This is a genomic window from Rhodococcus sp. WY5 (assembly GCF_018588185.1).
In the GTDB taxonomy this organism is placed as follows: domain Bacteria; phylum Actinomycetota; class Actinomycetes; order Mycobacteriales; family Mycobacteriaceae; genus Rhodococcus_F; species Rhodococcus_F qingshengii.
The window spans coordinates 214,605-241,478 of the sequence record NZ_JAAMPR010000003.1 but is presented as its reverse complement, the minus strand read 5'-3'; the positions used below and the strand labels follow the sequence as shown (position 1 = coordinate 241,478).

At 62.8% G+C, this 26,874-nt stretch carries 23 protein-coding genes; 17 read left to right on the top strand and 6 right to left on the bottom strand.

Features of this window, described 5'->3' with window-relative positions; genetic code table 11:
* From G4D79_RS31745 to G4D79_RS31735, 3 genes are all read left to right on the top strand, one after another.
* A partial coding sequence (locus G4D79_RS31745) for a hypothetical protein (RefSeq protein ID WP_214514829.1) occupies positions 1–545 on the top strand: 545 nt, incomplete at its 5' end.
* A 35-nt stretch (positions 546–580) separates the two neighbouring features.
* A complete protein-coding gene (locus G4D79_RS31740; protein ID WP_214514828.1) occupies positions 581–934 on the top strand; it encodes a hypothetical protein in 354 nt (117 codons plus the stop codon).
* Between the two features lie 28 nt (positions 935–962).
* Entirely contained in the window at positions 963–2,207 is a 1,245-nt protein-coding gene (locus G4D79_RS31735; protein ID WP_214514827.1) for a helicase C-terminal domain-containing protein, read from the top strand.
* A gap of 121 nt (positions 2,208–2,328) precedes the next feature.
* On the opposite strand, the gene G4D79_RS31730 is transcribed toward G4D79_RS31735, so the two are convergent.
* Positions 2,329–2,718 (bottom strand): hypothetical protein, encoded by a 390-nt coding sequence (locus G4D79_RS31730; protein WP_118604579.1) that lies wholly within the window; start codon positions 2,716–2,718, stop codon positions 2,329–2,331.
* 823 nt (positions 2,719–3,541) lie between these two features.
* Here G4D79_RS31730 and G4D79_RS31725 point away from each other — a divergent pair.
* From G4D79_RS31725 to G4D79_RS31710, 4 genes are all read left to right on the top strand, one after another.
* The gene (locus G4D79_RS31725) at positions 3,542–3,952 is read left to right on the top strand and encodes a hypothetical protein (RefSeq protein WP_223304641.1); all 411 of its coding nucleotides are present in this window, start codon (positions 3,542–3,544) and stop codon (positions 3,950–3,952) included.
* The gene (locus tag G4D79_RS31720; protein WP_042925476.1) at positions 3,949–5,520 is read left to right on the top strand and encodes a relaxase/mobilization nuclease domain-containing protein; all 1,572 of its coding nucleotides are present in this window, start codon (positions 3,949–3,951) and stop codon (positions 5,518–5,520) included. The genes G4D79_RS31725 and G4D79_RS31720 overlap by 4 nt, the downstream gene beginning before the upstream one ends.
* 109 nt (positions 5,521–5,629) lie before the next feature.
* Complete coding sequence (locus G4D79_RS31715; protein ID WP_042925479.1) at positions 5,630–6,106, top strand: hypothetical protein; 477 nt, start codon at positions 5,630–5,632, stop codon at positions 6,104–6,106.
* Entirely contained in the window at positions 6,103–8,451 is a 2,349-nt protein-coding gene (locus tag G4D79_RS31710) for a hypothetical protein (protein ID WP_075835957.1), read from the top strand. Before G4D79_RS31715 ends, G4D79_RS31710 begins: the two co-directional genes overlap by 4 nt.
* 68 nt (positions 8,452–8,519) lie before the next feature.
* Here G4D79_RS31710 and G4D79_RS31705 read toward each other — a convergent pair whose 3' ends face one another.
* The 4 genes from G4D79_RS31705 to G4D79_RS31690 all read right to left on the bottom strand — a co-directional run bounded on the left by G4D79_RS31705 (position 8,520) and on the right by G4D79_RS31690 (position 12,153).
* On the bottom strand, positions 8,520–8,849 hold the full coding sequence (locus G4D79_RS31705; RefSeq protein ID WP_214514826.1) for a CPBP family intramembrane glutamic endopeptidase: 330 nt from the start codon (positions 8,847–8,849) through the stop codon (positions 8,520–8,522).
* 196 nt (positions 8,850–9,045) lie between these two features.
* Complete coding sequence (istB, locus tag G4D79_RS31700; protein WP_003944771.1) at positions 9,046–9,837, bottom strand: IS21-like element IS1415 family helper ATPase IstB; 792 nt, start codon at positions 9,835–9,837, stop codon at positions 9,046–9,048.
* Positions 9,837–11,378, bottom strand: coding sequence for an IS21-like element IS1415 family transposase (istA, locus tag G4D79_RS31695; RefSeq protein WP_030538069.1), 1,542 nt, complete (start codon positions 11,376–11,378; stop codon positions 9,837–9,839). Before istA ends, istB begins: the two co-directional genes overlap by 1 nt.
* A gap of 115 nt (positions 11,379–11,493) precedes the next feature.
* The gene (locus tag G4D79_RS31690; protein WP_250888097.1) at positions 11,494–12,153 is read right to left on the bottom strand and encodes a sigma-70 family RNA polymerase sigma factor; all 660 of its coding nucleotides are present in this window, start codon (positions 12,151–12,153) and stop codon (positions 11,494–11,496) included.
* A 340-nt stretch (positions 12,154–12,493) separates the two neighbouring features.
* On the opposite strand from G4D79_RS31690, the gene G4D79_RS31685 reads away from it, so the two are divergent.
* The 8 genes from G4D79_RS31685 (at position 12,494) to G4D79_RS31650 (ending at position 22,321) form a co-directional block, all read left to right on the top strand.
* Entirely contained in the window at positions 12,494–12,748 is a 255-nt protein-coding gene (locus G4D79_RS31685; RefSeq protein ID WP_118603997.1) for a hypothetical protein, read from the top strand.
* A complete protein-coding gene (locus G4D79_RS31680) occupies positions 12,745–13,944 on the top strand; it encodes a conjugal transfer protein (RefSeq protein ID WP_118604000.1) in 1,200 nt (399 codons plus the stop codon). The genes G4D79_RS31685 and G4D79_RS31680 overlap by 4 nt, the downstream gene beginning before the upstream one ends.
* Before the next feature lie 26 nt (positions 13,945–13,970).
* Positions 13,971–14,291, top strand: coding sequence for a hypothetical protein (locus tag G4D79_RS31675; protein WP_118604003.1), 321 nt, complete (start codon positions 13,971–13,973; stop codon positions 14,289–14,291).
* Positions 14,292–14,430: 139 nt separating this feature from the next.
* Positions 14,431–15,036: a hypothetical protein gene (locus G4D79_RS31670; protein WP_118604006.1), complete on the top strand. Its 606-nt coding sequence runs from the start codon at positions 14,431–14,433 to the stop codon at positions 15,034–15,036.
* A gap of 37 nt (positions 15,037–15,073) precedes the next feature.
* Positions 15,074–17,569, top strand: a complete 2,496-nt coding sequence (locus G4D79_RS31665) for an ATP-binding protein (protein WP_238704739.1) — start codon at positions 15,074–15,076, stop codon at positions 17,567–17,569.
* On the top strand, positions 17,566–19,914 hold the full coding sequence (locus G4D79_RS31660) for a hypothetical protein (protein ID WP_118604012.1): 2,349 nt from the start codon (positions 17,566–17,568) through the stop codon (positions 19,912–19,914). Before G4D79_RS31665 ends, G4D79_RS31660 begins: the two co-directional genes overlap by 4 nt.
* Positions 19,914–21,629, top strand: coding sequence for a peptidoglycan DD-metalloendopeptidase family protein (locus G4D79_RS31655; protein ID WP_118604015.1), 1,716 nt, complete (start codon positions 19,914–19,916; stop codon positions 21,627–21,629). The genes G4D79_RS31660 and G4D79_RS31655 overlap by 1 nt, the downstream gene beginning before the upstream one ends.
* A gap of 11 nt (positions 21,630–21,640) precedes the next feature.
* Positions 21,641–22,321 (top strand): hypothetical protein, encoded by a 681-nt coding sequence (locus G4D79_RS31650; protein WP_118604018.1) that lies wholly within the window; start codon positions 21,641–21,643, stop codon positions 22,319–22,321.
* A gap of 258 nt (positions 22,322–22,579) precedes the next feature.
* On the opposite strand, the gene G4D79_RS31645 is transcribed toward G4D79_RS31650, so the two are convergent.
* Positions 22,580–23,443, bottom strand: a complete 864-nt coding sequence (locus tag G4D79_RS31645) for a hypothetical protein (RefSeq protein WP_147343754.1) — start codon at positions 23,441–23,443, stop codon at positions 22,580–22,582.
* 556 nt (positions 23,444–23,999) lie between these two features.
* On the opposite strand from G4D79_RS31645, the gene G4D79_RS31640 reads away from it, so the two are divergent.
* Both G4D79_RS31640 and G4D79_RS31635 read left to right on the top strand, forming a co-directional pair.
* A complete protein-coding gene (locus G4D79_RS31640) occupies positions 24,000–24,779 on the top strand; it encodes a TnsA-like heteromeric transposase endonuclease subunit (RefSeq protein WP_202975881.1) in 780 nt (259 codons plus the stop codon).
* The gene (locus G4D79_RS31635) at positions 24,776–26,869 is read left to right on the top strand and encodes a Mu transposase C-terminal domain-containing protein (RefSeq protein ID WP_238704740.1); all 2,094 of its coding nucleotides are present in this window, start codon (positions 24,776–24,778) and stop codon (positions 26,867–26,869) included. Before G4D79_RS31640 ends, G4D79_RS31635 begins: the two co-directional genes overlap by 4 nt.
* The last annotated feature ends 5 nt before the right edge of the window (positions 26,870–26,874 follow it).

Genomic DNA, 26,874 nt, shown 5'->3' with positions numbered 1-26,874 from the left:
AAGCGGAGGAAAGCTCAAGAGCAAATTGGGGTCCGGTGGATCCGGGAATCACCTTCGAGCAGACCGGGATCGACTACCTCGTCGTCGACGAGCTGCACGACTACAAGAATCTGTCCACGGACACCAACATTCAATCGGCCGCGATCGCCGGTTCTCAGCGTGCGCAAGATCTGCACATGAAGATCGAGTACTTGCGGGACAAGCACAACGGGAGAGCGGTCACCGGAGCAACGGCGACCCCGATCGCGAATTCGATCACCGAGGCATACGTCATGCAGCGGTACCTGCGACCCGATCTGATGGAAGCTGCCGGGATCACGAATTTCGATCAGTGGGCGGGAACATTCGCTTCCACGAAGGCGGAGTTGGAGATGTCGGTGGACGGCAACTCCTGGTCGCTCAAGGAACGGGTATCGGGTTTCCGGAACGTGCCCGAGTTGCTGAAGATGTTTCACGTCGCCGCTGATGTGAAGACGCGGAGGATCTCGACCTTCCGACACCGGCCATCGCGAGGCGGGGCGACGGGCAGCGAGTTCCCGAACTGATTTCCGTCCCGGCGACGCAGGCTCAGCGTGATTTCGTGATCAGTCTCGGTGAACGTGCGGATGCGGTCCGCAAAAAACTTGTCGAGCCGACCGTGGACAACATGCTCAAAATTTCATCGGAAGGGCGCGCAGCGGCGCTGGATCTGCGCTTGCTCACCCGCAAGGCCCACACCGCACAGGAACTAGCCGCAATTGAAGACGGTGACGATTTGTTCGCCGACGCCGGGACGGCGTTGGAGGAGGCACAGGCCGACTCCGGACACAAGATCGGTGCGGCGGCTACGTGGTTACACCGCAATTGGGAGGAGAACAAGGACAACGTCTACATCGTGGAAGGACGGCGCTCCGCATCCGCGTCGGGGCGGGTTGTGCATTTGGTGTTCTGTTGATCTGGGAACGCCGGGGGAGGGGTGGAACGTGTACGACGAACTGGCATCGGAGCTCACTACGAAAGGCGTGCCGCGCGAGCAGATCGCGTTCATCCACGACGCCAAGACCGACAAGGCCAAAGCGGCGATGTTCGCTGACGCGAAATCCGGGAAGATCGCGATCTTGGTCGGGTCGACATCGAAGATGGGGGTGGGGACGAATGTGCAGGACCGGGTTGTCTCGTTGATGCACATCGACTGTCCCTGGCGGCCGGCCGATCTGGAACAGCGAGACGGGCGCGGCGTCCGGCAGGGAAATCAGAACGCTGAAATCAGGATCGGGATCGCCATCACCGAAGGAACATTCGATGCTCGGATGTGGTCGACGCAATCACGGAAAGCCACTTTCATCAATCAGTTCATGAGAGGCAGCCTCGACGTCCGCGAGATTGACGACATCGGAGACGCGGCGATGAACGCGAACGAAGCGGTGGCCATCGCTTCGGGCAATCCGCTGGTGCTGGAAAAGGCGGAAGTTGATGCCGAGGTCGGGAAACTGGAGCGTTTGCGAAGATCTCATCAACGCAGCCAGTCCATGCTGGCGTTGCGTGTCCGCGAATCCGAATACCGGATTCCGGAACTCGAAAAGAGCATCGCCACGTTCACCAGCGCGATCGAACAGCGGGTATCGACTCGGGGTGAGAAGTTCGTGATCGAACTCGACGGGAGCACAATCGATTCTCGAATCGAGGCCGGCGACGCGATCGCCGCGCGGTTGTATGCGCTCATCGAAGACAGATCATCGCATTGGAAAGAGATCGACGGCGGTCGTATCGGACGGCTGGGCGGCTTCGAGTTGTACGCGCGCAATGTGCCGAACGGGCGCAGCGCTGACGCCGCGATCGTGTTTCCAGACATCGACGGTCATGCGGTCACGTTCAACGCGGGCACCTTGCGCAACGGTGGTGTCGGTATCGCAGTGAAGCTCGAGAATGCGATCGAGGGAATGGACCGCCGGTTGGCCAATGCCGAACGCGAACTCGCGACCGCAGTCGGAGAGAAGGGACGATCGGAGGCGAGACTCGGGTTGAAATTCGAGCACGAGGAACGGCTGGACGCACTCAAGGTGCGCAAGCGCGCGATCGACATCGAGCTTCGTGGCGATCCGGAACCAGAGGCAGGCGAGGAATCCGAGCCGACCCCGCAGAGCGATTCGCGTGCCGTCGAGCGCTCACGTCCGTCACATCTGGACCGAAGCGGCGGGCCGTCTCCTGGTGTGAACCGTGACCGCTGAGCGATAGGGGCGCACCACGTAGTCGCGCCCTGAACATGGATCTGGCTCCACCCGAGACATCGGGATGGAGCCAGATTCATTTTTTTGTGGATAGTTGCCTGTTGGTTCGTTGTGGTGCCGGTCAGTGGGCAGGGTTGGTGCCCGAAGCGACCGGAGTGGGTGGTGAGGTGGGTGTGGACGGGGAAGCGATGTTCCCCTTCTCCTTGCCTGCTTTTGCTCGTTTGCTCACGGCTGCGAGAGCGGCGGTGGGCTTGAGGTCGATCTTCTCGAGCGCGCTGACTTTCGCGCCGCCTTCACGCGCTGCCTCGTATGCAGCGGCTACGGCATTCTCGGTTGCTTCTTCGCGTGCGATCAGCTCACGTTGACCACGCTCGCGTGCCTCGCGTGCGAGCTTCCATTCACCCATCTTCACCGCGAGGTCACCGACGAGAGTTTCGACCGAGTTTTCGACGAGGGCGGCTCGGTACGCCGATGCAGCCTTCTCGGCGGCGGAATTCTTCGTTGTGGCCATGTGGTCACCGGTCCTTTCAGTTCGAATGAATCTACTGTATCGAATGGTTCGTCGTGTTGTGAATCCGTGCGGGCGAAGCGCGGAGTCTTTGAGTGAGGAGAGGTCGTGGAGTATCGCCGTTGCCGGAGGTGTTGTCCCCGGCCTGGGTGTCCGGGGCGGCGTTGTGTGCAAACCAGACGCGGAGCGGAGGAATCTGGTTTGTGCCCAATGCCGAGTTCCCCGGTGCACAGGTTGGGGGCAACACACCAGGTTCGGATGGGCGTTTTCCGCGCGCAGCGTGGTGGTGTTCGCCGCGTAGCGGCGGCCCGTTGCCCACAGATGGGGATGGCGCATGCCGCTCCTCATGTGGATGCCCGAGATTTTTCCTCTCGCTCCGCTGCGTCTCGGGCACCCACAATCCTCGCGCGCCACCCCCAAGTGTGGACGACGGGATCGGGCGGTCAGCTTCGCAGGTAGACGTCGCGGCTAGTGGGTGGCGAGCAGAGAAGAACGCGAAGGGCGGGGCTGCCGCGAGGCCGCTTCGCGACCTCTTGCCTGATGAAGAATCCGCGCAGACGCGAGTTGGGTGTGGGCCGGCGGGGTTGCTCGGGTGCGTGGTGATCGCGCGTTGTGCATTTCCGCAGGAAGCAGGCAGGTCTAGTGGAAAAGCAGAGCAAGATATTCTAAAACCCAGGGGTTTTAGCTTGCGCCTGCCGCGGGCGTGGTTCAGACTCGAAGGGGTTCGAGGTCTGAGCACCCCGGCGGCGGGGTGGATGTCGCCGGGCGGCCGGCGAGTGAGGTCCAGTCGAGGGTTCGTCTGGACGGTTGAGGAGCTGGGTTGAGCGTGAAGGCGAAGCGAGGTCACCGTTCGCACGGTGTGGTCGTTCGTTCGCGTCGCAAGGAAGCTCTGTTCACTCCGGACGAGTACGCGTTGATCGAGCAGGCTTCGACGATGAGGGGCTTGAAGTCGGGGGCATTCATCGCGGCGTCTGCGGTCGAGACGGCGAAGGCGATGACCACAGGTTCAGGAGAGAACGCTCCGGCGACGGTGCACGAGTTGCGCGGTGTCGCGGCTGAGGTGCGGGAGTTGCGTCGATTGTTGGGGAACGTGGCCGGCAATCTCAACGATGTCGCCCGTCATGCGAATTCGACGGGGCAGCTGGGCGGTAATGCTGATGCTGTCTTGGAGTTCACGCGGCGCACGAACACGAAGATCGATGCCTGGCTGATGGAGCATCTTCGGAGCCTGCGGTGATCGACAAGATCGTGAAGGGTTGGGATGCGAAGGGGTTGGTCCGCTACCTGATGGGGCGGGGCGATCACAACGAGCACACGCGCCCGACGGTGATCGGGGCGTGGCAGTCCGACCCTGGCGCGTTGCAGCCTGATCTGGTGGGGCCGGGAGATTTCGACTTCGATCCGGCGGAGTTCACAGCGTTGCTCGATCACGTGAACGCGACTGCCGAGGCGGCCGAGTTGCCCAGGCGTCAGCCGCAGACAGGTGAGCCGGGGTACACCAAACACGGATACGTGTGGCATTGCTCGCTCAGCCTGTCGGCGGAAGAGGGGAAGCTCTCGCACGCGCAGTGGAACGAGATTGCACGCGATGTGATGGACCGAACCGGGATCGCTCCGGAAGGTGACGCCGGTGGGTGCCGATGGATCGCGGTGCATCACGGTCAGTCCACAGAAGGCAACGATCACATTCACATCGCCGCGGTGTTGGTGCGCCAGGACACGGGTCGTCGCTTCCACCCGAAGAACGATTTCGGAGTGACCCGCACGGTGATGCGGGATTGGGAGGATCGACTCGGTTTGCAGGCGACCGCGATCAACGACGGTTCTGCAGCACCAGCGGCCAGTCGCGGCGAGATCGAGAAAGCGGCGACCCGGATGCGGCAGGGTTACGAGGGGCTGAGCCGGGGAGAAGCCGGTAAGGCCGCGAAGATTCAGTTGCGTCAAGTGGTGACCGAGACCGCCGCGATGAGCGCGGACTCGGAGCAGTTTCTGTCCGAGCTGCGCTCGCAAGGTGTGCTGGTGCACTTGCACCGCAACGACGACGGAAAGATCGACGGATACGCGGTCGCTGATCCCGAGGACCGCGACGCGAAGACCGGCCGCCCGATCTTCTTCGGAGGTAGAAAGTTGGCTCCGGAGCTCTCGTGGGTGAAGTTGTCGGCGCGGTGGTCCGGGGATGCGGCATTGGCGGTACCGGAGACCGGGCGGGCGCATGAGGTGTTGTCCTCGATCGCGGGAGTCGTGCGCGGGAGCGCGGTCGCAGTACGCGGCAGGACCGAGTCGCCAGTGGCGGTGGCGAAGAGCGTGCAGCCGCTGTTGGCGGTATGGGCGAGGGTCGCGGACGGTGCGCAGCGGCGCGGGGAGCTGAGCCGCGCGGCGTGGTCGTTCGATCGGGCAGGACGGATGCCGAAGTCCTTGGAATCACCGCCTGCGGGAGAAATGGCGCGGGCGTTGCGTGCTTCGACTCGTCAGTTGTCGAGAGTAGGACTGGTGTCCGGTCGCGGTATGACCCGTGACGCCGGGCTCGAGTTGGCGTTGGCGTTGTCGGAATTGTTGTTGGAGATCGCGGCGTGGCACGAGGTATCGAAACGCTCGCATCACTGCGCGGCGGCCACCAGGTCGGCTCGTTGCGTGGGACGTTTCGCGGACGAAGCGGGCCGCGGAATGTCGGGTGCTCCGCGCACCACTGCGGCAGTAGTCGACAGTGTTCGTGATCGCGCGCCTTCGCGCGGACGTACACCAAGAGCTCCGGCGTCGAGCACGCCGGAATGGTTGCCGAGGAGAGGGGAAGAGAGGAAGTTGTGATCGCAGGCGCGTGATCCGCCGCGTACAAGTCCACATCGTCGGGAGTCGCCACCCATTGCATGCTGCGAGCTGTGCTCGTGGCACGACCGACGAGTTGGAAAGGGCAGCGATGACTGACCCCACGAACGACAATGTCACCGATCGAGGTTCTACTGTTTTCGCTGTGTCACTGATGTACCGAGCTGTCGACTCGCCGGTCAGTGAACTGCATTCGACACATCCTTCTCTTACCCGAGCTGTGGAGAGTCTTGCCCGCCACGTGCACGCCGCCGCAGTCGATCCGATCGACGACGTGCGTGTGGCCATCGTGGAGGAGCCACACGGGCAAGACGCGGTCGTTGTGTTCGAATACTCAGGTGCAGCGGTGGAGGTGATCCGCGCCTTCGATGCCTTCGCGAGCACAGTCCCTTCATCGTCTAGTCCTGAATCGGTGAAAGTGATCCGTGCATTCGATGCATTCTCAAACACGGAACACTCGGCGACTGCTCCTGCTGCGGCATGGGAACGAGCGGCGCAGACCTTTCTTGCCCCGGCGCCCTCTTCGCCGACAGCGCCGGCGGTCGTATCGGACGGAGAGCAGAGATGAGTGAACACGACGAGGTTCCGACGTTCTCGCTTGGGCGTGGTGACGCGATGCGATGGATGATGGCGATGCGCGCGGGCGCGGATCTGATGCGCACTGTTCGCGAAAGCAGGGGGCGCGCGGCGTTCGAGGACGCGGAGAACGTGGCCCGGATCGAAGCGGTTGCTGCCGAGAACGGATTACGCAAGCTCAGCGCTGACGATACCGAGCAGTGGAATGCGGCGGCAGCGGCCGGCCGTGTCTACGCAGAGCAGCATCCCGAGTCGGGGATGACTGTGCGCATCGCTCCGCTGTCGGGAGGCCGGTACGGAGTGCAGGCGGGATGGGAGGACAACTACACGTCCACGGTGGTCGGTTCAGCCAAGATGGCGGGGGAGCTGAGGTCATGGCTCAACGAGAACAGCAACTACAGCAGCATCGATGACCTCCGCGGCACTGTGGAAGAACTACATCAGCATCAGCTCAACCTTGCGGCGCAGACGGCGCAGGAGCGAGCCACCTTCGAACGCGAAGAATCCCGACGCGTCGAGATAGCACGCTGGTTGCATCAACCCGAACAAGCGCGAGTACGGGCGATGTGGGAAGACACTTCGCATCCGGAGTTTCGCGGCGAGAACGGATTCGAAGAAAGCCGCCGCAAATTCTGGCTCAACGGTGTCTTCCAGCACGCGCAGAAGCACAACGGCGACCTCGCGAAGGCCACAGAGTGGGCACTCGAACACGACAAAGAGTTTTACGGAGACTGGAGGAAAAACGCTCCACGTGTGAACTTCCAGAACTTCGAAGAACCCGAGATGCGCGACGCCGAACGCAACCATGAGCTGGCCTTGATCGGCAGATGGGCGAGCGCCTTTGCCGCGGACAAGGAGTTCGAAGCAGCACAAGCCTGGGCCAGTGAGCACGACCCGGCGCTCTATCAGAACTGGCAGCGGGCACAAGCACAAGCAACTGGTCTGGACGAGACACGGCGCGGAGAGAAGTCGCTCATCGACGCGGTCTCAGTGAGTAAGGAACTCGCGGCAGCGAAAGCGTGGATGAAAAAGGCAGGCAACGAGCAGGTCGCGTTGGACTGGGAGTTCCCGGACGCGCACACCTGGCAGGGCGAGGACGGGGTGCAGGCGCAGTGGCTCCGTGGGCAGTGGCACGCAAGCGAGGCCTACACCGAGGGGTTGCCGGAGGCCGAGCAGATCGAGGAGGCGAACGCCTGGATGGCGTTGCCACGCAACGAGAAGATCGCGGCCGAATTTAATGAGCCGAGCGCACAGACGTGGGAGGACTTCCGGGAGGAATGGCTACGCGGCCGGTGGCGCGATGCGCAGGCGGAGGCTGCGCAGGACGCGCCGCCTCCGCCGACCCTGGCGGATCGCCTCGAGGGACGCGTCGATCAGTCGATCCTCGAGGACAAGAGGTGGGCGACGGCCGAGCGGCAGTTCACCGCGTTGGTGCGCGATGGTGCCGACCCGGACCGGCTCGCGGATGTCGTCGCCGGGATCACCTTCAACGAGAAGATCCGCTCTCCCAGCGCGTTCGCCTCGTGGAACATGCGGGAGGCGGCGACGAAGGGCCGTGTCTCGCAGAAGAGTGAGGACGAAGCCAAACGCGAGGTCGCGGAGGAATGGCTCGCGCAGGCGCAACCCGGCCATCCACTCGATCGGGCGCGGGCAGCGTTGCTCGTGGGCCAGATCGACGAATCGTTCGACGCCAAACTCGCCGAACATTATCCGGGTCTGCTCGACGGAGACCGTATGCGTGAGCAGGCGAACACCCAGGCGGCGCGCCACGACGGAAACGCCGACGCCGCCGAAAGCGAGGCACAGCGCATCGAGTACGCCGAAGCAGACGAGCGTGGACGAACCCGGTCCCGGGCGGCCGATAGCGCACCTGCTCACGACGATTCGCGGTCATCGAGCGATCAGTACGGGGAAGTCGTCGATCTCGACAAGACCCACGGCGGGTGGGACGAGGACATTCCGTTGCCCGATGAACCGGAACCTGACGAGCCGATCTACGACCACGATGTCGGGTCCGAGCGAAGCACCGAGATCCCGTTCTCGCAGGCGACGGCCGAGGAGTCGGAGCGGGCGTTTCCACTCGACGAGGTCGGTGACGGCCGCACCATCGCCGATGCGCGCGCGGAACGGTCGTACGCGGCCGGGGAGCGAAGCGCTGCGAGAGAGGAACGGGCGCAAGGCGAGGCTGCACAGGTACAGCCCACCGAGGCAGCGGCCAGAGCTGCTGGCCCGTTGACGCCACCGACCGGCATCAAACCCACGCATCGCCGGGGACCGCGTAAACCACCGGGGACAGCGCCGTCGACGGCAGCGAGAGTGGCCAAACGCGCGCTGTAGTCAGGTGATCAGGGGTCGGCGCGTTGTCATGACGCGTCGACTTTCTGTATGTGAGGGGATGGTCCTCTTCACCGGATCCAGTTCAGTACCCCATACGAGTCCAAGTTCCCCATCGCATGCGCGACGATGGCCGGCCACAACGACCGAGTTTTCAGGACCAGGGGGAAGAACACCAGCCCGAGCGTGGCGGCCGAGAGTACATTCCACGCACCGAATTCCGCGTGTGAGAAGCCGAACAGCGCAACACTGACGACGACGTACCAGCGCATGACCCCACCGAGAAGTGCTGCGCGAAGTCGCCGGTCACGGACGTGATCGCGAAACTGCCACAACGACAGTCCCAGCCCGCGAAAGAGGATCTCCTCGGCGATCACGTGGGCAACAATCGTCAGCGTCATCCACGCCACCGGAACGCCCGCATACCAGTCGTTGCGGTTCTCACCAGTGATCTCCGTGGAGATGCCCGTTACCGACCGCAGTTGTCAATGGCCACGAAGTTCTCCCCGTAGGCGGCCAGTAGTTCTCCCCGCTGGTGGCCACGGGTTCTCCCCGGTGGCGGCCAGTTGTTTTTCCCCACCCGCTTTCTGATTTGGGTTAGCTGAAGGGCTTCACCCCCTTGCCGGTGGTGGCTTCGGTGAGGCGGAAGGAGTCGCCGTCGGTGACGACGACGTGCGCATGGTGCAGGAGCCGGTCAACGGTGGCGGTGGCCAATGTTTTGGGCATGATCTCGTCGAAGCCGGAGGGGTGCAGGTTGCTCGAGACGGCAATCGCTCGGCGTTCGTAGGCAGCGTCGACGAGGCGATAGAATCCTTCGGCGGCGTCTTCAGAGACCGGGAGCAGACCGATGTCGTCGACGATGATCAGGTCGGAGCGGATGATCCTCGTCAGGGCTCGGGCGATGGAGTCGTCGGCACGGTGCCGGCGGACCAGGGCACCGAGGTCTTCGATGGTGAACCAAGACACCGCCAGCCCAGCTTCGACTGCGGCCTGCCCGAGTGCCTCGGTGAAGTGAGACTTGCCAGTTCCCGAAGGCCCACAGACGCAGAAACATTCACGCCGCCCGACCCACTCCAGGGTGCGGAGCGCGTCCTGGGTGGCGCGGGGAATCGACGATTTCGTTTCGTCCCAGTCGCCGAAGGTCTTGCCGGTAGGGAAACCCGCGCGTTTGCGGCGAGTGTGCAGGTTCGCCCGGTCCCGGCCGGCGGCTTCCTCAGCGAGGAGAACCCGCACGACTTCGGCGGGGTCCCAGCGTTGGGCTTTCGCGGTCGGGATGATATCGCTCAAGGACCTGCGGATATGGGGCAGTTTCAGGCGTTTAGTCAGGTCGATCGCCTCGGCCAACGGGTCGCCGTTAGCGCTGGTAACAGTGCGCAAAGGGGTGCTCATCAGGCGTCATCGCTTTCATCGTCAGTAGTGGCTGGGCTGGCCGGCGCTGGTGTCTGGCCGAAGGTGGACCAGGCGGCGGTGCCCGGTTGCAGAGTGTGGTTCTCGCTGCGACGGACCGGATCAGCGTGTTCGTGGGTGACTTGGTAGTCGAGGATCGAGATCAGGTCCCGATCGGCGAACCGGCCGGTCATCGCCGCCGTCCCCAACGCTCTGTCGACTGCGTCCGGGGAGTGCAGCTTCGAAAGGTCCACGGCCTCGGCCATCTTCGCCCTGATGCGGCGCGCTCCCGCGGCGGCAGCCTCGACCAGCCAGCTGTTGGCACCCTGGCCCAACTGTAGGAAGGCGAGCTCGGCGGCGGTACGAGGCTTGGGCACCCGGTCGGCGGCGTCGCGGTCTGGGCGGGGTGGGTAGTGGTCGTTGTCGAGGACCGGTGAACCGGGTTGGCCGCGGCGGTGCCGCGCGACTTCGACTGCACCGCCATCATTGTCGACGGCGGTCACGATCAGCTCCTCACCATGGAAGCGGGCCCAGACCCGAGTGTCGATCAACGTGTGCGGCACCGAATACCGCACCCCTTCCACCGAGATCGTCGACTCCCAGTTCACCCGCCGGGTAGTGCCGAACACCGCGGTGAACGGAGATTTCGGCAGCGGATGCAGCCGCTGCAACTCTTCGGCCAGCCGCTCGACCGGCCGCCGCCGAGTAGAGCTGTGGACGCGGGTGTTGACGTCGGTGCAGAACTGCCGGCAAGCCGACTCGAGCTCACCGAAAGAGTGATACTGCTCGCGCAGGTTCACCTCCTTCGGCAACAGGTCGGCTTTGGCGATCCGCACCGTCGCCTCACTTCCTCCCTTCGACTCCGGATCAGCAGGTAAACACGTCCGCAGCGTCGTGCCGTAATGCCGTGCCACCTCCACGATCTCCGGATTGCGGACCGCGATCCCGGCCACGTGATCGATCGTCGCGGTCTTCTCGTTGTCGGTGAGGACATAGACCGGAACCCCGCCCAAGCGGCGGAATGTCGCATCCAAACACGCCGCCACCGTCGGCAATGTCTTGTCCCAGATCGGGATCACCACCCGAAATCGCGACCACGCCAACCATGCGCAGAACAACGTCGTCTTCCGGCCGGAAATCGTTGGCCCGTCACCGAAGTCGTACTGTAACCACAGCCCAGGTTCGGTTACCCACGGCCGATACACTCGCCGCCGACCAGCCCGAAACTGGGCCTTCGCCTCCGCGACCGTCCGGCGCGTGGTCCGCTCACCGCCGGTGAACCCCAGCGCGACGATCCGTTCGTGGATGACATCCGCGCGGACCTTGCCCTGCGAGCGGACCACCAACTCCTCGATCTTCGGCAGAAAGTCGTCGATCGCCCGCGCTCGATGCCGCCGGCGGTCCGGCGGCTGCCCCGCAGCGCGCATCTGCACATACCGGGCCACCGTGTGGTGATCACACCCAGCCAGCTCCGCCGCCGCCCGATAACTACCCGTGAGGTCGTACGCCTCCAAAATTTCCATGATCTCCCTGCTCGATTTCATCCACCCAGCGTTGCCGGGACCGAATCTGACTCACAGCAGGTGGGGAACTATCTGGCCGTACGCGGGGAGAAACCATGGCCACAAAATGCGCCATAAATGGCCGCCAGTGGGGAGCTTACGATGGCCGTCGACAGCGTTGAATGAGATCTCGGTCGACGCCGCTGATGACTCCGTTTCGTACCGACCATGCGAGCAAATCCTGGGCGAGAAATGGGCTCTCGATCTCAGCCTCAGGAGCATCTGAACGATCCATCAGATCGGATGCGGGGATCTCGCCGGCGAAGGTGTTTTCGTGTGCGATCTTCTTCAAAGTCCGCAAGAAGAGTGCTGCATAAATGTTCTCTCCGGACGGGCGATAGTCGGCGATCAATGACATGAAGGTTGCGATGGTTGTGGCGGCGCGCTCGTCGTAGGCGTGGTAAGAATCGAAGCCCGTCACTCGTGCGTGACGGGTCAACGAGATGAGCTTTCCGAGCATCAGCTGCAACAGCGCTCGGCCGGCAAGAACGCTGCCTTCCTGGTGGAGGGTCAGCAGTGCCAGCAGTACGGCGTCGCGATCGAGGCGATGGGCGCCAGCCAAGTCGTTGAGTTCTTGCACCTGCTTCAGGGCCGACTGATTGACCGACCATGTGAGCACCTCGGCCGCTGCTGAGGGTCGTGCGCACAGCTGCATCCATTCGGTGTTCAGGCGGCTGTAGAGGTCGCCTCGAGTCGCGTCGTGGGACGGCAGGGCGGACGACGAATGGCTGGGTGCGGTTGCTGCGTGGGTGGACATTTCCACGGGTCTCCTCTGTGCGCGTGCGAGGTTGGTCTCGCGCCCAGTAGAGCAGCCCTATATTGCCTCTGAACTGCATGTTTGTTGTTGCCCGAGGTGTGTTTGTTGTTGCCGGAGATGTTGTTGCCGCGCGCTTTGCCGTGAGTGGATGCGCATGCATCGAGGGCGCCGACGTGCACGTTTGAACCTCTGGCAACAAGCACCTGGCCGCCCTCGAAAAAAACTTAGAAAAAAGTTTGGCGAGCTCTGTCACTCAGGTCTTCGCGCCCGGATCTTCCTACAAGTAGAAGCCCACAAATTCGGTGCGGCTTTCACACTCGCCAGTCGCCAGGAGGACCGGATGCACGACTCGATGCAAGCGCTACTGCACGATCTCGGCTACGCCCATGCCATTGCTGAGGAGATCCGTCGAGTCGCCGCGGCTCTCACACGAAACCCATTCGACGAAGAAGCCAGCGCCGCGCTCTCGTTGTTGGTATTCGCAGAGGCGCCGGCCGCTCGTGCAGCGCTTACGCGGGCAATGAGCGCCGACATCTCGGACGGCAAATCAGACCACGACTCGTCCGAGCAGCCGTCCGAGGCAGGTATCCGATGAACATCGATTGGAAGAAGATCAACAACTTCGGACGCACTCCGAAAAGGAAACAGGAAGGCTCTGTCGCCGCAGATTCCGCCGAGACGATCGTTGATGAAGTCGATGAGATGGAGGAGCGTGCCCGCGCCGAGAGGGCTCAATGGGGCCTCCGGCAACAGTGGACAACCCGCGCAATTCGCGCAGCCATCATCGCCGCTCTGATCGCAGGAATTGCCTCACTGCTGCTCGTCGTATTCGGCTCTTCTTCAACTCCGGCAATCGTCAAAGCAACTGAGAACGGAGCGCAAAACATTGATACCGCAGCACAAGCCCAAGCCGAAGATGTAGCCCGTCAACTGGTCGTGGCGTGGCTTCAAGGAAGCCGAGGAAACGAACGCGAAATTGAACGATTTGTTGCCACGCCACCGAACCTCCCGGCATCTGCGCTCTACGTCGCGACGGACCCCGCCATCGCGTCGATCGCCTTTGATCGCGACGCACGAACCTACGCCGTGACGGTATCGGTCTCCGTGCGCCCCGCCGCCGACACCTCAGCAACGACCGTTCGGCGCTACTTCCAAGTTCCTGTTGTTGTGACCGAATCCGGTGCACGCGCCGCCACGCTTCCTTCCGAAGTCGCGCAGCCATCGACAGCCGTGGACGTCAAACTCGGCTATAAATTCCGCGTCGCGAATCACCCGATCGGAACGTCGGCCAACCAGTTTCTCTCCGCCCTCCTGACGGGCAACGGCGAGGTTGCCCGGTACCTGACGCCGGGGGTCTCCATCGCGCCGATCGTCCCGGCGCCATACCGCAGCATCGCACTCACCGATGTGCTGTCGTCAGTCGATCTCAGCGCCTCGAACTCGGCAGCACCGCGTTCTGACGGCGACGTTGTGCGCCTGTTGATCACTGCATCTTTGAAGATCACCGATTCTGAATCCGTCAACGGTCAATACGCGCTGACGATGACTTCCCGCGGCGGCCGCTGGGAAGTCAGCGCCATCGACTCGACGCCGCTCTTCGCTACTGCTCCTCGCCGCGAGGCCGATTCGTCGCCCACGAGCGCTCCGAGCACGTCGACCCCCAAGAGCACTCCTTCTACTTCCGCATCGACATCCGGAGTGCCGACTCAGGCCCCGGCACCAAGCCAAACACCCGGATCGACGCTTCCAGCTGTCGGCGAAGTCCCACTGTTTTCCCCTTCAGGAAATTGACTCCTCGAACCGAAAGGTGACCCATCATGTTCATCGCACTCGCCGCCGCTGACCCCAACACCGCGATCGTTGCAGCCGGCGTCTTCGACAAGATCGGAGAGCTGACCGAGAACGGAAAGCTCGCCCTCCAATCCGCAGCCAGCTGCCTGGTCCTGTTCTTCCTTCTCCGGAACTTGATGCAGTCCTTCACCATCGCTCGGCTGGTCGTGACTTCCCTCATCGGTGCTGTAGCGCTCTGGGTGGTCTTCAACATGGATTCCCTCAAAGACCGAACTGGAGAGGACCTGGCCATCTCTGTCGTGCAGGTCGTAGAAGCACCGGACCCTGGCCTGGATCTGCCGGTGTAAACGGCGACTGGAGACCAGTCGAATCGCCCTTCACCGACCCTGACAAAGGAGGACTGCAGATGTCCGAGGTAACCACCGCGGCAACGGACGCGACCACACGAGCACACCGACAGAACTCCTCACGCGAGTCGGTGCACGCATGAACGACGACAACAACGTCGAAGTCATCAAGGACTTCACAACAGCTCGAAGTATTCCTCAGCTGATCGGCCGCACACCCGACGGTAAGAAGCTCCCTTTCGGCCCCTACACAGTCCCTCAAGCTGTTAGTGGCGCCGCTGTCGGAGCAATCCTGTGGCTCCTGCATCCGTTGTGGCTCGGCGACAGCATCACGTGGAACGTCGGATTTTTCGTTGCATGCTGCGGCGGCACGGTGTTCGTCGTCGGCAAGCTCCGATTGGCCGGCCGCAGCCCGGCATCTGTCGCTCAAGGGGTCAAAAAGGCAGTCTTCGCATCGCCTGAGGCCAAGCTCAAGATCAACGGAAAACGCGTGAATATCCGAGCACCGCACCTTGTTCACGCCGGCGGCTACATCACTGCCGATCCGCGCATCGAGGACCAACTCGTCGCTGCTGTAGAACCCGAATCCCCTTCCGAATTTGTACCGGTCGCACCCAACGCTGTCGGCACTCGGTCGCGACCTCAGGAACTGCCCGTCCTCTCACCAAACGATCCCGCCCCGCGCCCCGGCCGTTCGAGCGTCAAGGAACTCCTTGCGCTGGCCACCGCCGGAAACTCCGAGTAGAAAGCGATTCGCCGCAATGGAACAGCCAACTCTGTCAATGGCAGCAAATATCCGGTGGACGAAATCCGGTGTCGTGTGGGCCGACTACGTACTGAGCGGGATGGACTACGGCTACCGACCCAACGTCGACAAGCGCACCGCCCGGACTCTGCACACGATGCTTGTGCGCGCACTGCCCGGCGAGTCGATGTTGATGGGCATCGCCTCATCGCTGAGCGCCGAAGCGGTCGTGGCGAGGATGACCGAGGGCGTTGATCTTGACGTCCACACAGACTGGGCGATCGAATGCGAGGCCACCCTCGACTCCATCGAGCTCTATCGCCCCGGCCAACGAGTGTTCTATCTGAGCATCCCTCTGACAACGACAGGACTCGCCGGACAAGCAAAAGCCGCCACGCACGCGGCATGGTCGTCGCTGTCGGACTTCATCGGACTCCCTCGAACTTCCGTCCCCGAAGATGAGGTGCGGGCGCGAATTCGTCAGGCGGATCTCATCATCGCCGACATCCCCGCAGTCTTCGAGGCTCGGCCGGCAACACCAGCACAGATGGTTTGGCTCTGGCAGCACTCCATGAGCCGCGGCCTCCATGTCGATCGAGACATGCCTGGCGCCGCGTCCACGCCTTCCCCGAAATCGGGAGCGGCTCTTGCCCCAGCACGACTCGACGAAGGCGCGCAATCAGATCGTGATGAGCCCACGACTTGGTGGCGTCCGAAGGTCCCCACATTCAGTCGAGTTCTCAAGATCGATCAGCCCTACGACATCGATGATCGACCGGCGTCGTACCAAGTAATTCTCGCGCTAGCGGACATGCCCTCCGGTGGTGTCCTCTTTCCCGGCTCGGAATTCTTTTCCCTGGCGGACGACTTCGGAGACATCGACGTCGATTTCGTTGCTCGACTCAAGGTGACAGCAGGCGCTGACGTGATGCGCGCGAACAAGCGTGCGCTGGAAAACCTCAAAGAGCAGTACGAGCAGCGGGAAGGCGAGCTGGCAGGTGGACAGGGCGCCCTTGATATCGCAGCCTCTGCACTGACCGAGTACAGCTCGCTTCTCGAAACCAACCGTGACGAGGTCGAAGTCGCCTGGACAGCGCTTTTCGCCGTAGGCGCGTCGACCGAAGAGCAGGCCCTCGCTGATGCCCAAACAGTGAAGAAGTCCTTTGAGCATCAGGACTACAAGCTGGTCGCGCCGCTCGGTTTTCAAGAGGACCTGTGGTGGGCGATGATTCCCGGCGTTCCGACGTCGAAGATCGTGCGCGAATTCGGGCACATCACCACCTCGACACATTTCGCGGCCTACATGCCGTTCACTCGCAACGATCTGGGCGACAGTTCCGGACCCCTGCTGGCACTGAACATCACGGCAGCCCGGATCGGTGCGGTGTTCAACGACATACTCGGTAAGTCCCTCCGGGACCAGTCCTCTTCGTGGGCTGTCACCGGGGAGCTCGGATCCGGAAAGTCCGTCACCATGAAGGTGATCGCCGGTCACGTCGTCGACTGCGGCGGCCAGGTCATCGGCATCGATCAAAGTGACCTCGGCGAATACGCCAACTGGGCTCGGGCGGTCACTGATGCGGTCATCGTCGATCTGGTCGAACCCGATTACAGCACCGACCCACTGCGGATCTTCCCGCCCAACATCGCGGCGGAGATGACGCAATCGGTGATGCTGGCCTTGCTGCGAATCCAGCCGACATCAACACACGGCAAGGCGCTGGCCAAGGTGCTCGAACCGTCCTATCGCACCAGTCACCCCTACGCAGGGCTGGGCGAGCTCACCGAGCACCTCCTCTCCGACGACTGCCTGATCGCCGGCGCCCACGACCTCGGCGAGGAGATGAACGTCTACGCCCGATTGAGCTATGCCGCAGCGCTCTTCGCGAAGGATCTTCCGGCGTTGCCGATCACCGCACCCGCGATCATCTTCCGAACCCACCGCGTCGAGCTCCCCACCCAGCTGCAGACAGAGAAGCAGCACCTGTACGACAATCTGCCGCTCGAGAAGCGATTCGGTCACGCCGTCTACACACTCATCGCGAAGATCGCCCGCGGGCAGTGCTTCGCCGACTCCGATCAGATGGCGCTGTTCCTCGTCGACGAAGCCCATCACCTTCTCAATGCCGACGACGGTATCGACATCATCGAAGATTTCGTTCTTCAAGGCCGAAAGTCCTCTGCAGCAGTGGGATTAGGTGATCAGGACTGCGCCTTCGGAACACCGAAACTTCGTGGCCTCATCAAAACCCGATTTGTTCATCGCCACACCGACGAAGGCCTCGCCAAGCGCGCGATCGAGTGGCTGGGCCTGGACCCAGAGAACCGAGACCTGGTCAAAGAGCTCACGGAGCAGACAGCGCCGGTCACAGGCCAGGACGGCTACGTCGAGCCGCATCGCCGAGGCGAGGGCTACATGCGCGACGGCGGGGGAAACGTCGGCCGCATCAAGACACTTCTCCCCGCCACCGAATCGCGCCGTGAAGCCGCACTGACCACCCCGAAAGACAACAAGAAGCTGGTGAAGGCATGACCTCGACCGCGGCGCACCCCCTCGACCAGGACGTTGTCGAGGGCCGTCCCGAAGCCCGCGAGTACTTCAGCGTCCGCGCCGCGGTCACACACTCACTTCGCTGGCTCCTGCACTTCGCCGGCAGGCTCGCCAAAGCCTGGATTCCCGAATCCTGGTTGGTCGTCATCATGTACGTGAGCAAACCGATCTCTCGCTGGCTGTGGTCACGCTGGTGGAGCCGCCTGCTCATTCGGGTGGCCGCTGGATGGCACGCCCTTGGTGCGCTATTGCTGATTTTCGCAACGCCCGCGGCCGCAGACCCCAGCGGAGGAGGAGGTGCATCACCGTTCTTCGCGTGGATGGCACTCAAGGACACGCACGGAATCGACGCCTGGAGCTACTTCCTCTCGATCGACAAGGGCAACGCCTCGATGGGCGGCGGCTGGAGAATGATCTGGGCCTACATCATCACCCTCGAATACGAGATCTTCCGATTCCTGATGGCGACCGCGATCTGGTTCATCACCTACGCGTTGTCCTTCGACTGGATCGAAATGATTCTCACGCCGATCCGCACCATCGCAGACTCCGTCACTTCGATCACCGACCAATTCGCGCTCACCCCACTGATGTTGACGATCGCCGGATTCAGCGTGGCCGTGTGGTTCGTACGCGGCCGCTTCTCCACCGGCATCTACGAACTGCTCATGTCGTGCGTCATCGCGGCCGCGGCCGTCGGATTCCTGGCCAACCCGCTCGACCGGGTCGTCGGGAACGACGGCCTGGTTTTCGCTGCACGCGATGCCGGACTCGAAGTCGCGTCGGGACTGGCGAACGGTGGGAACACCAGCGGCAACGCCGATCAACAGATCGACACCATCAAATCGACCCTCGTAGATACCTTCCTGCGCCAACCCACCCAGCTGATCAACTTCGGTGTCGTCCTCGATGCGCCGGACAACAACGGCAAGTGCGTCAAGGAATTCGACGAGGCGTACGCCGCAACCCCGGACGGGCCCGGGGTCATGGACAAGGTGGAAGAGAAGGTCGGTGACATTCTTCCCGGCGCGGGGGCAGCCCTGGACCTGATCAACCCGGACGACAAGCCCGAAGACCGCATCAAAGACGCGATCGCGGCATGCGACGGCGATGACGGTCCGATGAAGCAATACGCCGACAACCCGGGCCCGGGTCAAGCTATGGGCCTGCTCTTCTTGATCTTCGCCGGCACCCTGCTGATGGCCTTCGCGATCTACCTGGCGGGCAGGCTGGTACTCGCGGCCGGGGTGTCGATCGGCAACGCCATCAAATCCATCCCTGGCATCGTCGTCGCCATCGCGCCGTCGATGCGTGGACAGTTTTGGCGCACAATCGCCAACGTCGCGATGGCGCTGCTGCAGATGATGTTTTCCATCGTCTTCCTGGTCGGATACGTGCTCGTCGTCCAAGACCTTTTCGCTTCAGACGAATCGAACCTCATCCGCACCGTCTTCTTCGTCGACATCTTCCTGATCATCGCGCTCCTCCTCTTCCGCCGCGCGATCAAAGGACTGCAACGGATGTCGGACAGTCTGGCGTCGATTTTGGCGAAGCGCCCCGATGCCGCACCCACATCCATCACCAGATCTACCCCGACGTCGGGCCGCGATATCGCGTTGATGGCTGCACAGGGCCGACAGATCTACCGTGGCGGCAAGGCCACGGTCCAGGGTGCAGGCAAGATCGCGAAGAAGGCGACTACTTCAACCAAAGCCGTTGGCTCAGTAGCTGGCACAGCGACATCGACTGCGGTTACGGGAGGCGTCGCTGCCGCAGTCTGGGCGGGCACGAAAGCAGTCTCTGGAGCGAAGAAGGCCAAGAAGTCGATCGACAATCTCTCCGACCCGGACACGATGGCCCGTTCACAGTCCTCGGGCTCACGGTCCTCTACGAGCTCACCGAGCCGTGGAACCGGTACGGATAGCGCGGCGGCCGCGGTGCGCAGTCGACTTTCGAAGGCGGCTGTTGCAGACAAACCGGGCATCAAGAAGTCGATCGCCACAGCACCGTCGGGGCTTGCTCCGGAGCGCGGACAAGTTCGCAGTTCAGCATCAAAGACCGTTGCACCAGACGGTCGGGCTTTCCGCGAATTCACCACCGATTCCGGCGCACCGCTGTTGTTGCCTACTACTCCTACCCGCGCTCCGAAGGCGCCGAAGCCAACCGCCGCGCCGGCACGTCCACCAGCTGCTCCAGTTGTTCCCGCCGTCAACATTCCCACCGGTTCCGGCTCGAGAACCGCAGGACTGATTGCGGCGGCAGCTCAAGCCGGAGCAGGTAACGCGAGGACCCCGCAGCCGAGCTCGCTGACCCGGCGGCCGCGCTGATGACGCTCCTGGCGGCACCACCGTCCCCTGATTCGGAAAGTTCGTCGAAGAAGTGGTGGTGGATCCTCATCTCCGTGCCGATCGTGTGCATGGTCGTGTTGATGGCGCCGGTTCTCGTCATCTTGTCCCTCACCGGTGAGGACACCACCTGCGGACAGCCGACCGGTACCGACATTCGTGCAGACGGATCCTTGGTAGGTCTGAAACCTGGATCGCTGGCAGTTCCGATGGCCGAAGGTACGTACACGATCAGCTCGCCGTTCGGCATGCGAGAAGGCGGAATGCATGACGGACAGGATTACGCCGCCCCATTGGATACCCCCTTCTACGCCGCAGGCGACGGCGAAGTCGTCGTCGCCGGACCGGCCTCGGGCTACGGACACTGGATCCGCATCCGGCACACCATCGATGGGCAGACCGTCGAATCTCTCTACGGACACATGACCGCAGCAGGAGTGCTCGTCAAAGCCGGCGACAAGGTCACCGCAGGCCAACTCATCGGCAAAGTCGGCAGCGAAGGACAGTCCAGCGGCCCGCACCTGCACTTCGGTATCTACCCAGGACAATGGTCGATGGGCGGTGGAGTGGACCCGGTTTCCTGGCTCAAGCAACGAGGAACCGCCTCCCCGGCAGCAGCCTCCGTCCCCGCTCAGCCCGACGCAGAGTTGGTGGCGAAATCCACCCCGGCCGGCACGGGCGGTCTCAACGCCAGCCAAACAGCGCTGGCGAAACAGGCTGTCGCCATAGGTGAGTCCATGGCCGTTCCTGATCAAGGAATCGTGGTTGCCCTGGCCACCATGAGCCAGGAATCGACCTATCGAATGCTCGCCAGCTCCAACGTGCCCGAGTCGCTGCAGTATCCCCACGACGGCGTCGGAAGCGATCACCTCTCGGTCAATCAATACCAACAGCAAGTCGGCATCTGGGGTACCGCGGAAGAGTTGATGAACCCCGTCACGGCGAACGTCAAATTCTTTGACGCGTTGCTCAAAGTTTCGGGCTGGCAAACCATGCCAGTCACCGTCGCCGCCCAAACCGTGCAGGGATCGGCTCACCCGGAGGCATACGCCGACGACGAAACGCTCGCTCGGCAACTAGCTTCGCAGTTCAAAGGTTCAGGCAAAGACCTGACGCCGCAGGAGCTGGCAGACATCGTCAAGGGTGGCGCCGCAACAACGATCATCGATGGCGGCGCTTGCGCGCCTGGGACCTCGAACCCCGGTGGACCTCAGTTCAAGCCGGGTGGGCCGTTCGGAGCGAACGTGATCGCTGCTGCCTCCCAATGGATCGGAACAACGTACGCGTGGGGAGGCGGAGATCAGAACGGTCCAACGAAAGGCATCAGTGATGGTGGCGGGGCAGGAGATGCGAACGGCGATTCGAACAAGGTCGGCTTCGACTGCTCAGGCTTGACGTTGTACGCGGTTTACCAAGCCTCCGGTGGCCAAATTTTGCTCCCTCACTTCACCGGAAGTCATTCCAACCCCGGCCAGCTGTATGACTCCCGCGGCCAAGACATTCCGTTCGACCAGAAGCGTCCAGGTGACCTGATCTACTTCGGCGCAGGTGGCGATACCCATCACGTCGGCATTTTCTACGGCACCGAAAACGGTCAGGACATGTTGCTCAACGCCCCGGAATCGGGGAAAAGCGTCTCGATCATGCCGCTCTCCGGCTGGGCCGGCGAAGAGATGTACGTCAAACGATTCGGATAGGAACCTTCATAATGATTACTCGAAATCGCTCGCTCGCTCTTGCTGCTCTCACATCTGCCGCGTTGGTACTGACAGCGTGCGGAGGAAGCGACGAACCCGAAGATCATCCGGTGGAAACGAGCGCCGAAGCCGACAGCTCGTGGACGGTGCCCCCACTCCCATCGACAGACGTCTTCGCTGAAAGTGGCCAGTCCGGTTCGGCGTCGACGACAGTTCCATCGCCGTCGACCGCTCCTTCAGCACTGACCACCACTCCGCCTCCAGTGCTCCCCGACACACTGGCCGGAGCCAACGAGAACGACGCGCAGTCGGTCATGCTCGCCGCCGCTCGTACCCTGCTCTCCTACGCGCCAGGCAAGGACGTAAACCAATCCGCGGCAGCGCAACGGGCGGCGCCGCTCCTCGACGAGAGGTACTACGCCGCGAACGCCGACTCATTCATTGCGCTCGCACCCATCACCGGCAAGCAATGGCAGAACTGGGCAGACGACCATGCGATCGTCATTGCCACAGCGAGTATCGCCGGCGACGAACACCCTGCTGATCAACCCGAAAAAGTTTCCCGCGTTCTAGCAGTGACGCAGACTGCCACCGGACCGGATGGAAAAGAACTGAGCAAAAACACCTTCGCCGTCTACATGAGTGCCATCAAACTCGGCGTCTGGCGTGTGAGCGCCGTAGCCGTCCGATGAGCCAGGAGTGGTCCACTCATCTCCCACAGCACAAGCCTGCGCCGTGGCAGATGAGTGGACCACGCGAGAAATTCGGCCCGATTCGGAGTCGAAACATGTCAACGAGGCTCGTCCGGTGTTATTGCCACAGTCCCGGCGAGGTGTGTTCACGTCAACCGCGGACCCAACATCCCCTTTTGCAGGAACCTGGCGTTGAGCAGCAAGAACGACCGCTTGGCAACAACGCGCATCGATCGAATTCGGATCACTGACACCCCTTTATGAATCGCCAATCCTGGTTGGCCTCCAAAAAGGTCGACGCGCTGGACCGAGAAGGTTGGCGGCTTCATTCACTGCGTCGCTCGTGTGATCGGACTCGGTCAGTAGAGCGGTCGATGTCGGACCGTTGCGCCCTCGTCCACTGGAGACCGCAGCGACTTCGGAAACTGTGGGAACTCCTCGCACTCCGTCCGGCTTCATGACAACGACGACGTTGACGACCTCGTGAATGAATTTTTCGATGTCCTCGATTCCGTCGGCACGCACACGAGTGGTCTCTGTGACTGGTAGTGCCGCGAAGTTCGCGGCCATTCGCGATAAGGCCTCGTCGGCAGTCTGCCCCTGAATCGTCGCCAGCGCCCCGCACACATTTTCGGAGACGAACCGAGTGAAGAAATGCCCATCACCAGGCTCGATGATCTCGTCCACGACCAGGTACTCGAGTTGTTGCCGACTCAGCGAGAACTCCCAATCCAGTGATGGAGTGAGACCTGAGGGAACTTCGGCAACGACCGCATTGTTCAAGTGAGGAACGAGCTCGTCGAGTCCTTTCCAGCGCGCCACGATGCCGACTCGTGCATCCTCACGGATACCTCTGACCAAGGCGTTCAACAGGGCGTTGCGCCCGCTGCCGATCGGTCCGGCGATGACGACAACTCGGCCCACGGCAACGCAATGCTCTAGAAATGCTGCGGTGCCATCGCTGAGCACGCCGTCCTCGATCATTCGAGACAGGGTCCACGAGGACAGACTTGGGACTGAGGCTTCGATCTTCTTCACTGCAGCGAGCGCCGATGCGTAAGTCCCGCCGTGCAGTATCTGGTGTTCTCGGGCAGCTTTCTTACGAGCCGAATTCGAGACCATGAGTGTGCTCCGATCACTGGGCGCGTTGACGGGTGCCCCGCATGTACCCATCAAGGGGTCAGTGTCGAAAAGCATCCGCGGATCCGGAGGACCTTCCCCAACTTTGTGCCGAAACGACGATGCGGGCGCCTGCTCGAACATGGGTGGGAGTCACGCGAAACGACTCGACACCGAACATATCGCAGACACCGGACAAGGACAGGCTCGCGACGTTGATTCCCTCATGGGAGGGGCGTGGGTGGTGATCGGGAGAAGACACTTCTGCGGTTGTCTGCCTGGGTGCGACGAGGACACAAGGGCCGGTTCGGGCCCTCGTTTCCAAGGCCGCAACCAGCTGAACAGCGCGAATTTGATCTAGTTGCCGGGGAGAGAATTTATCCCCTACGCGGGGGGTCGCTCCGATCCATGCTCACTTCGTTGCGCTGTTCGGAGCGTAACCCACGTGTCAAGGGGTGACGGTGTTATTTCGCGATTTGTTCTGGCTCATAGCACCTGATGTGGACTCATCGAATCTGATCTTTCGATACGTCAATATGATGCAGACTCAGGGCATCTGATGCGGTGTGTCATTATCGCTGCCCCATGGGGTTGGCTGCGGACGAACGGGAGCGCGGAGTTGTCGGTCGGGTTGGACGCATTCGAGGTCGGCTTCGTGGGCTCGGGTGGGGTCGAGGTTCGGTGCTCGTTGGCCGACGCGGCGGCGGTGCGGTTCGAGCGGGTTCCGCCGATCCGATCGATTCCGTCGTATCAGGGCCAGCGGCACAATCCTGGCTTGTACTGGTCGGCGACGATGTCGGCGCATGTGGAGTTCGAGTCCTGGTTGGAGCGTGACGAGGCGTTGGTGCTGGATTTCGATCCCGACGTGACTGGGTTCGCGGCGCAACCGTTCTGGCTGTTCTGGCGCGATGGGCACAGAAGTCGATCACATGCACCGGATTTGTTCGCCCGCCGGGCCGACGGCACCGGGGTAGTGGTCGATTGTCGACCTGCGGCGCGGATCAAGCCGCGGGATGAGGCCTCGTTCGTAGCGACCGCGCGGGCATGCGCGTCGATGGGCTGGATCTCTCGGCGAGTGAGCGAGCACGATCCAGTCTGGTTGACGAACGTGCAGTGGCTGGCAGGGTATCGACACCCTCGTCACCGAGTGGATTCGACGGCGGCGGCATTGGTGGCGGCGTTCGCGAAATCTCGGCCGATGATCGAGGGCGCGCGTTCGGTAGGCGATCCGGTGGCTGTATTGCCGGTGTTGCATCACCTGTTGTGGTCGAAGGAGCTGATCGTGGATCTGTCACAGCGGTTGGAGTCGGTGTCGATCGTGTCGGCGGCGGCGAGATGATGAAGCTGCTGAAGGTCGGCGACCGCGTATTTTTCGACGACGACGAGCATCTGGTGGTGGCACTGTCCGGTGTGCGGGTGAGGTTGGAGGCAGCCGATGGGGCCGCGTCGGTGGTTCTGGTGTCGCATCTGGTGGACTCGCCAGGGTTCGCGATCCTCGGCCAGTCCGACGCCGGGTTCGGGTCGGGTGGACTGGCTGGGCAGAGCCTCGCCGACGTTCCTGCTAATGCCGCCGAGCGAGCTCGTGACTGGGAACGACACGTGGTCGAGGTCCAAACCGGGTTGCCGCCCGGAGCGGATCCGGGAGCCACTCCTCGACCCGAGTACGACCCGGCGCGGACCACCATTCGCCAGCGCGAGGCAGCCAAGGCCGCCGAATTGACTGCAGCGGGGTTTCCGACCAGCGCGATCACGGTTCAGCGGATGCGCAGCCGCTATCGTTCCGGCGGCGTGCGCGGGCTGGTCGACGGCAGGGTGACACGGCCGTCGTCGACCTATCGGCGCACTGACGAGCGCGTGGTGGCAGCGGTCCTGGATGCGTTGGACGGGGAAACGAAACGGTCCACCGGAACCCGGGATCGACTGCGCCGGCAGGTAGAAATGCTTCTGGTGCAACGGCACGGTGACGGGGTGGTCGCGATGCCGTCGAAGGCGACATTCAACCGACTGGTGACAGCGCTGTCGACGGGACAGTACACGTTCGGTTCGGCGAAGACGCGGCGATCCGCGGCCAATCGGCCGACCGGTCCCTTCACCACGACATGGGCGTCGCGGCCGGGACAACACGTTCAGATCGACACGACGCCGTTGGACGTGTTGGCGGTCTTCGACGACGGGATCGCCCGACGAGTCGAGTTGACCGCAGCGGTCGATGTCGCAACGCGCACGATCGCGGCGGGAGTGCTCCGCCCGGTCGGTACCAAGGCGGTGGATGCATCGATGCTGCTGGCGCGGATGCTGGTACCTGAGCCGATGCGACCGGGTTGGGCAGACGCGTTGCGGATGTCGGTGTCGCGGTTGCCATATCGAAGTCTGGCAGACATCGATATCCGTATGGAGCAGGCTGCGGCGAAACCGGTAATCGTCCCGGAGACGATCGGCTGTGACCGCGGAAAGGTCTACCTGTCCGAAACGTTCCTGCGGTCGTGTCAGGCGTTGGGCATGTCGGTTCAGCCGTCCCATCCGCGCACTCCGACCGACAACAGCGTGATCGAGCGGACATTTTCCTCGATCAACACCCTGTTCTGCCAGTATGTCGCCGGTTACGTCGGCCGCGACGTCAGCCGCCGCGGCGCGCATGTCGAGGACGAAGCTGCGTGGTCGCTGGCGCAACTGCAGGATCTGTTCGACGAGTGGGTGATTCACTGGCAGCGCCGTCCACACGACGGGCTGCGCAGTCCCGACAGCGGTCAGGCGGTGTCACCGAACGAGATGTACGCGGTGCTGGTCAGCGCCGCAGGCTATCTGCCGTTGATGCTGACCGGTGAGGACTACATCGAACTTCTGCCTTCGCAATGGCGCACCATCAACGATTACGGGGTGCGCCTCGACCGGCGCACGTACGACGATCGCGCGTTCAATCCCTATCGGCGCCAGCATTCCGGTGTCACCGCCCGCAACGGGGCTTGGGAAGTCCGCTACGACCCGTACGACTTGTCTCAGGTGTTCGTCCGCAACCATCACGAAGGTGGTTGGATCCGAGCGACCTGGACGCATCTACCGATGGTGTCGGCTCCGTTCGCGGACTTCACCTGGCGTCACGCCCGCCAGACCGTCGCCGATGCCGGGCCGACAGATGAACCGGTGGAGACCGCGACCGCGCGGGCGCTGGCAGACCTGCTGGATCGAGCATCCGCCGGCCCGGATACACAGCCAGCACCCAGGAATCGCCTCAGGACCAAGGTTGATCGCAAGATCGCGGCCCGTACCCGGGCTGCGACACCTCACCGAGCCACGGTCGCGCCGGATGACCTGCGAGTGCTCGACGGTGACGACTTCGACGAGGGCAGCGGTGGTGACGAAGGCGAGTGGGGCACGGTGATCCCGTTCGGTGTCTTCGACGCCGCTGCGGAGGCACAGCGGTGGCCCTGACCAGT

Bases quoted from the DNA above. Each gene is read 5' to 3' on its own strand.
- G4D79_RS31730 (WP_118604579.1), bottom strand. From the start codon at position 2,718: ATGGCCACAACGAAGAATTCCGCCGCCGAGAAGGCTGCATCGGCGTAC.
- G4D79_RS31715 (WP_042925479.1), top strand. From the start codon at position 5,630: ATGACTGACCCCACGAACGACAATGTCACCGATCGAGGTTCTACTGTT.
- G4D79_RS31710 (WP_075835957.1), top strand. From the start codon at position 6,103: ATGAGTGAACACGACGAGGTTCCGACGTTCTCGCTTGGGCGTGGTGAC.
- G4D79_RS31705 (WP_214514826.1), bottom strand. From the start codon at position 8,849: ATGACGCTGACGATTGTTGCCCACGTGATCGCCGAGGAGATCCTCTTT.
- istB (WP_003944771.1), bottom strand. From the start codon at position 9,837: ATGAGCACCCCTTTGCGCACTGTTACCAGCGCTAACGGCGACCCGTTG.
- istA (WP_030538069.1), bottom strand. From the start codon at position 11,378: ATGAAATCGAGCAGGGAGATCATGGAAATTTTGGAGGCGTACGACCTC.
- G4D79_RS31690 (WP_250888097.1), bottom strand. From the start codon at position 12,153: ATGTCCACCCACGCAGCAACCGCACCCAGCCATTCGTCGTCCGCCCTG.
- G4D79_RS31685 (WP_118603997.1), top strand. From the start codon at position 12,494: ATGCACGACTCGATGCAAGCGCTACTGCACGATCTCGGCTACGCCCAT.
- G4D79_RS31680 (WP_118604000.1), top strand. From the start codon at position 12,745: ATGAACATCGATTGGAAGAAGATCAACAACTTCGGACGCACTCCGAAA.
- G4D79_RS31675 (WP_118604003.1), top strand. From the start codon at position 13,971: ATGTTCATCGCACTCGCCGCCGCTGACCCCAACACCGCGATCGTTGCA.
- G4D79_RS31670 (WP_118604006.1), top strand. From the start codon at position 14,431: ATGAACGACGACAACAACGTCGAAGTCATCAAGGACTTCACAACAGCT.
- G4D79_RS31665 (WP_238704739.1), top strand. From the start codon at position 15,074: ATGGCAGCAAATATCCGGTGGACGAAATCCGGTGTCGTGTGGGCCGAC.
- G4D79_RS31660 (WP_118604012.1), top strand. From the start codon at position 17,566: ATGACCTCGACCGCGGCGCACCCCCTCGACCAGGACGTTGTCGAGGGC.
- G4D79_RS31655 (WP_118604015.1), top strand. From the start codon at position 19,914: ATGACGCTCCTGGCGGCACCACCGTCCCCTGATTCGGAAAGTTCGTCG.
- G4D79_RS31650 (WP_118604018.1), top strand. From the start codon at position 21,641: ATGATTACTCGAAATCGCTCGCTCGCTCTTGCTGCTCTCACATCTGCC.
- G4D79_RS31645 (WP_147343754.1), bottom strand. From the start codon at position 23,443: ATGGTCTCGAATTCGGCTCGTAAGAAAGCTGCCCGAGAACACCAGATA.
- G4D79_RS31640 (WP_202975881.1), top strand. From the start codon at position 24,000: ATGCGGTGTGTCATTATCGCTGCCCCATGGGGTTGGCTGCGGACGAAC.
- G4D79_RS31635 (WP_238704740.1), top strand. From the start codon at position 24,776: ATGATGAAGCTGCTGAAGGTCGGCGACCGCGTATTTTTCGACGACGAC.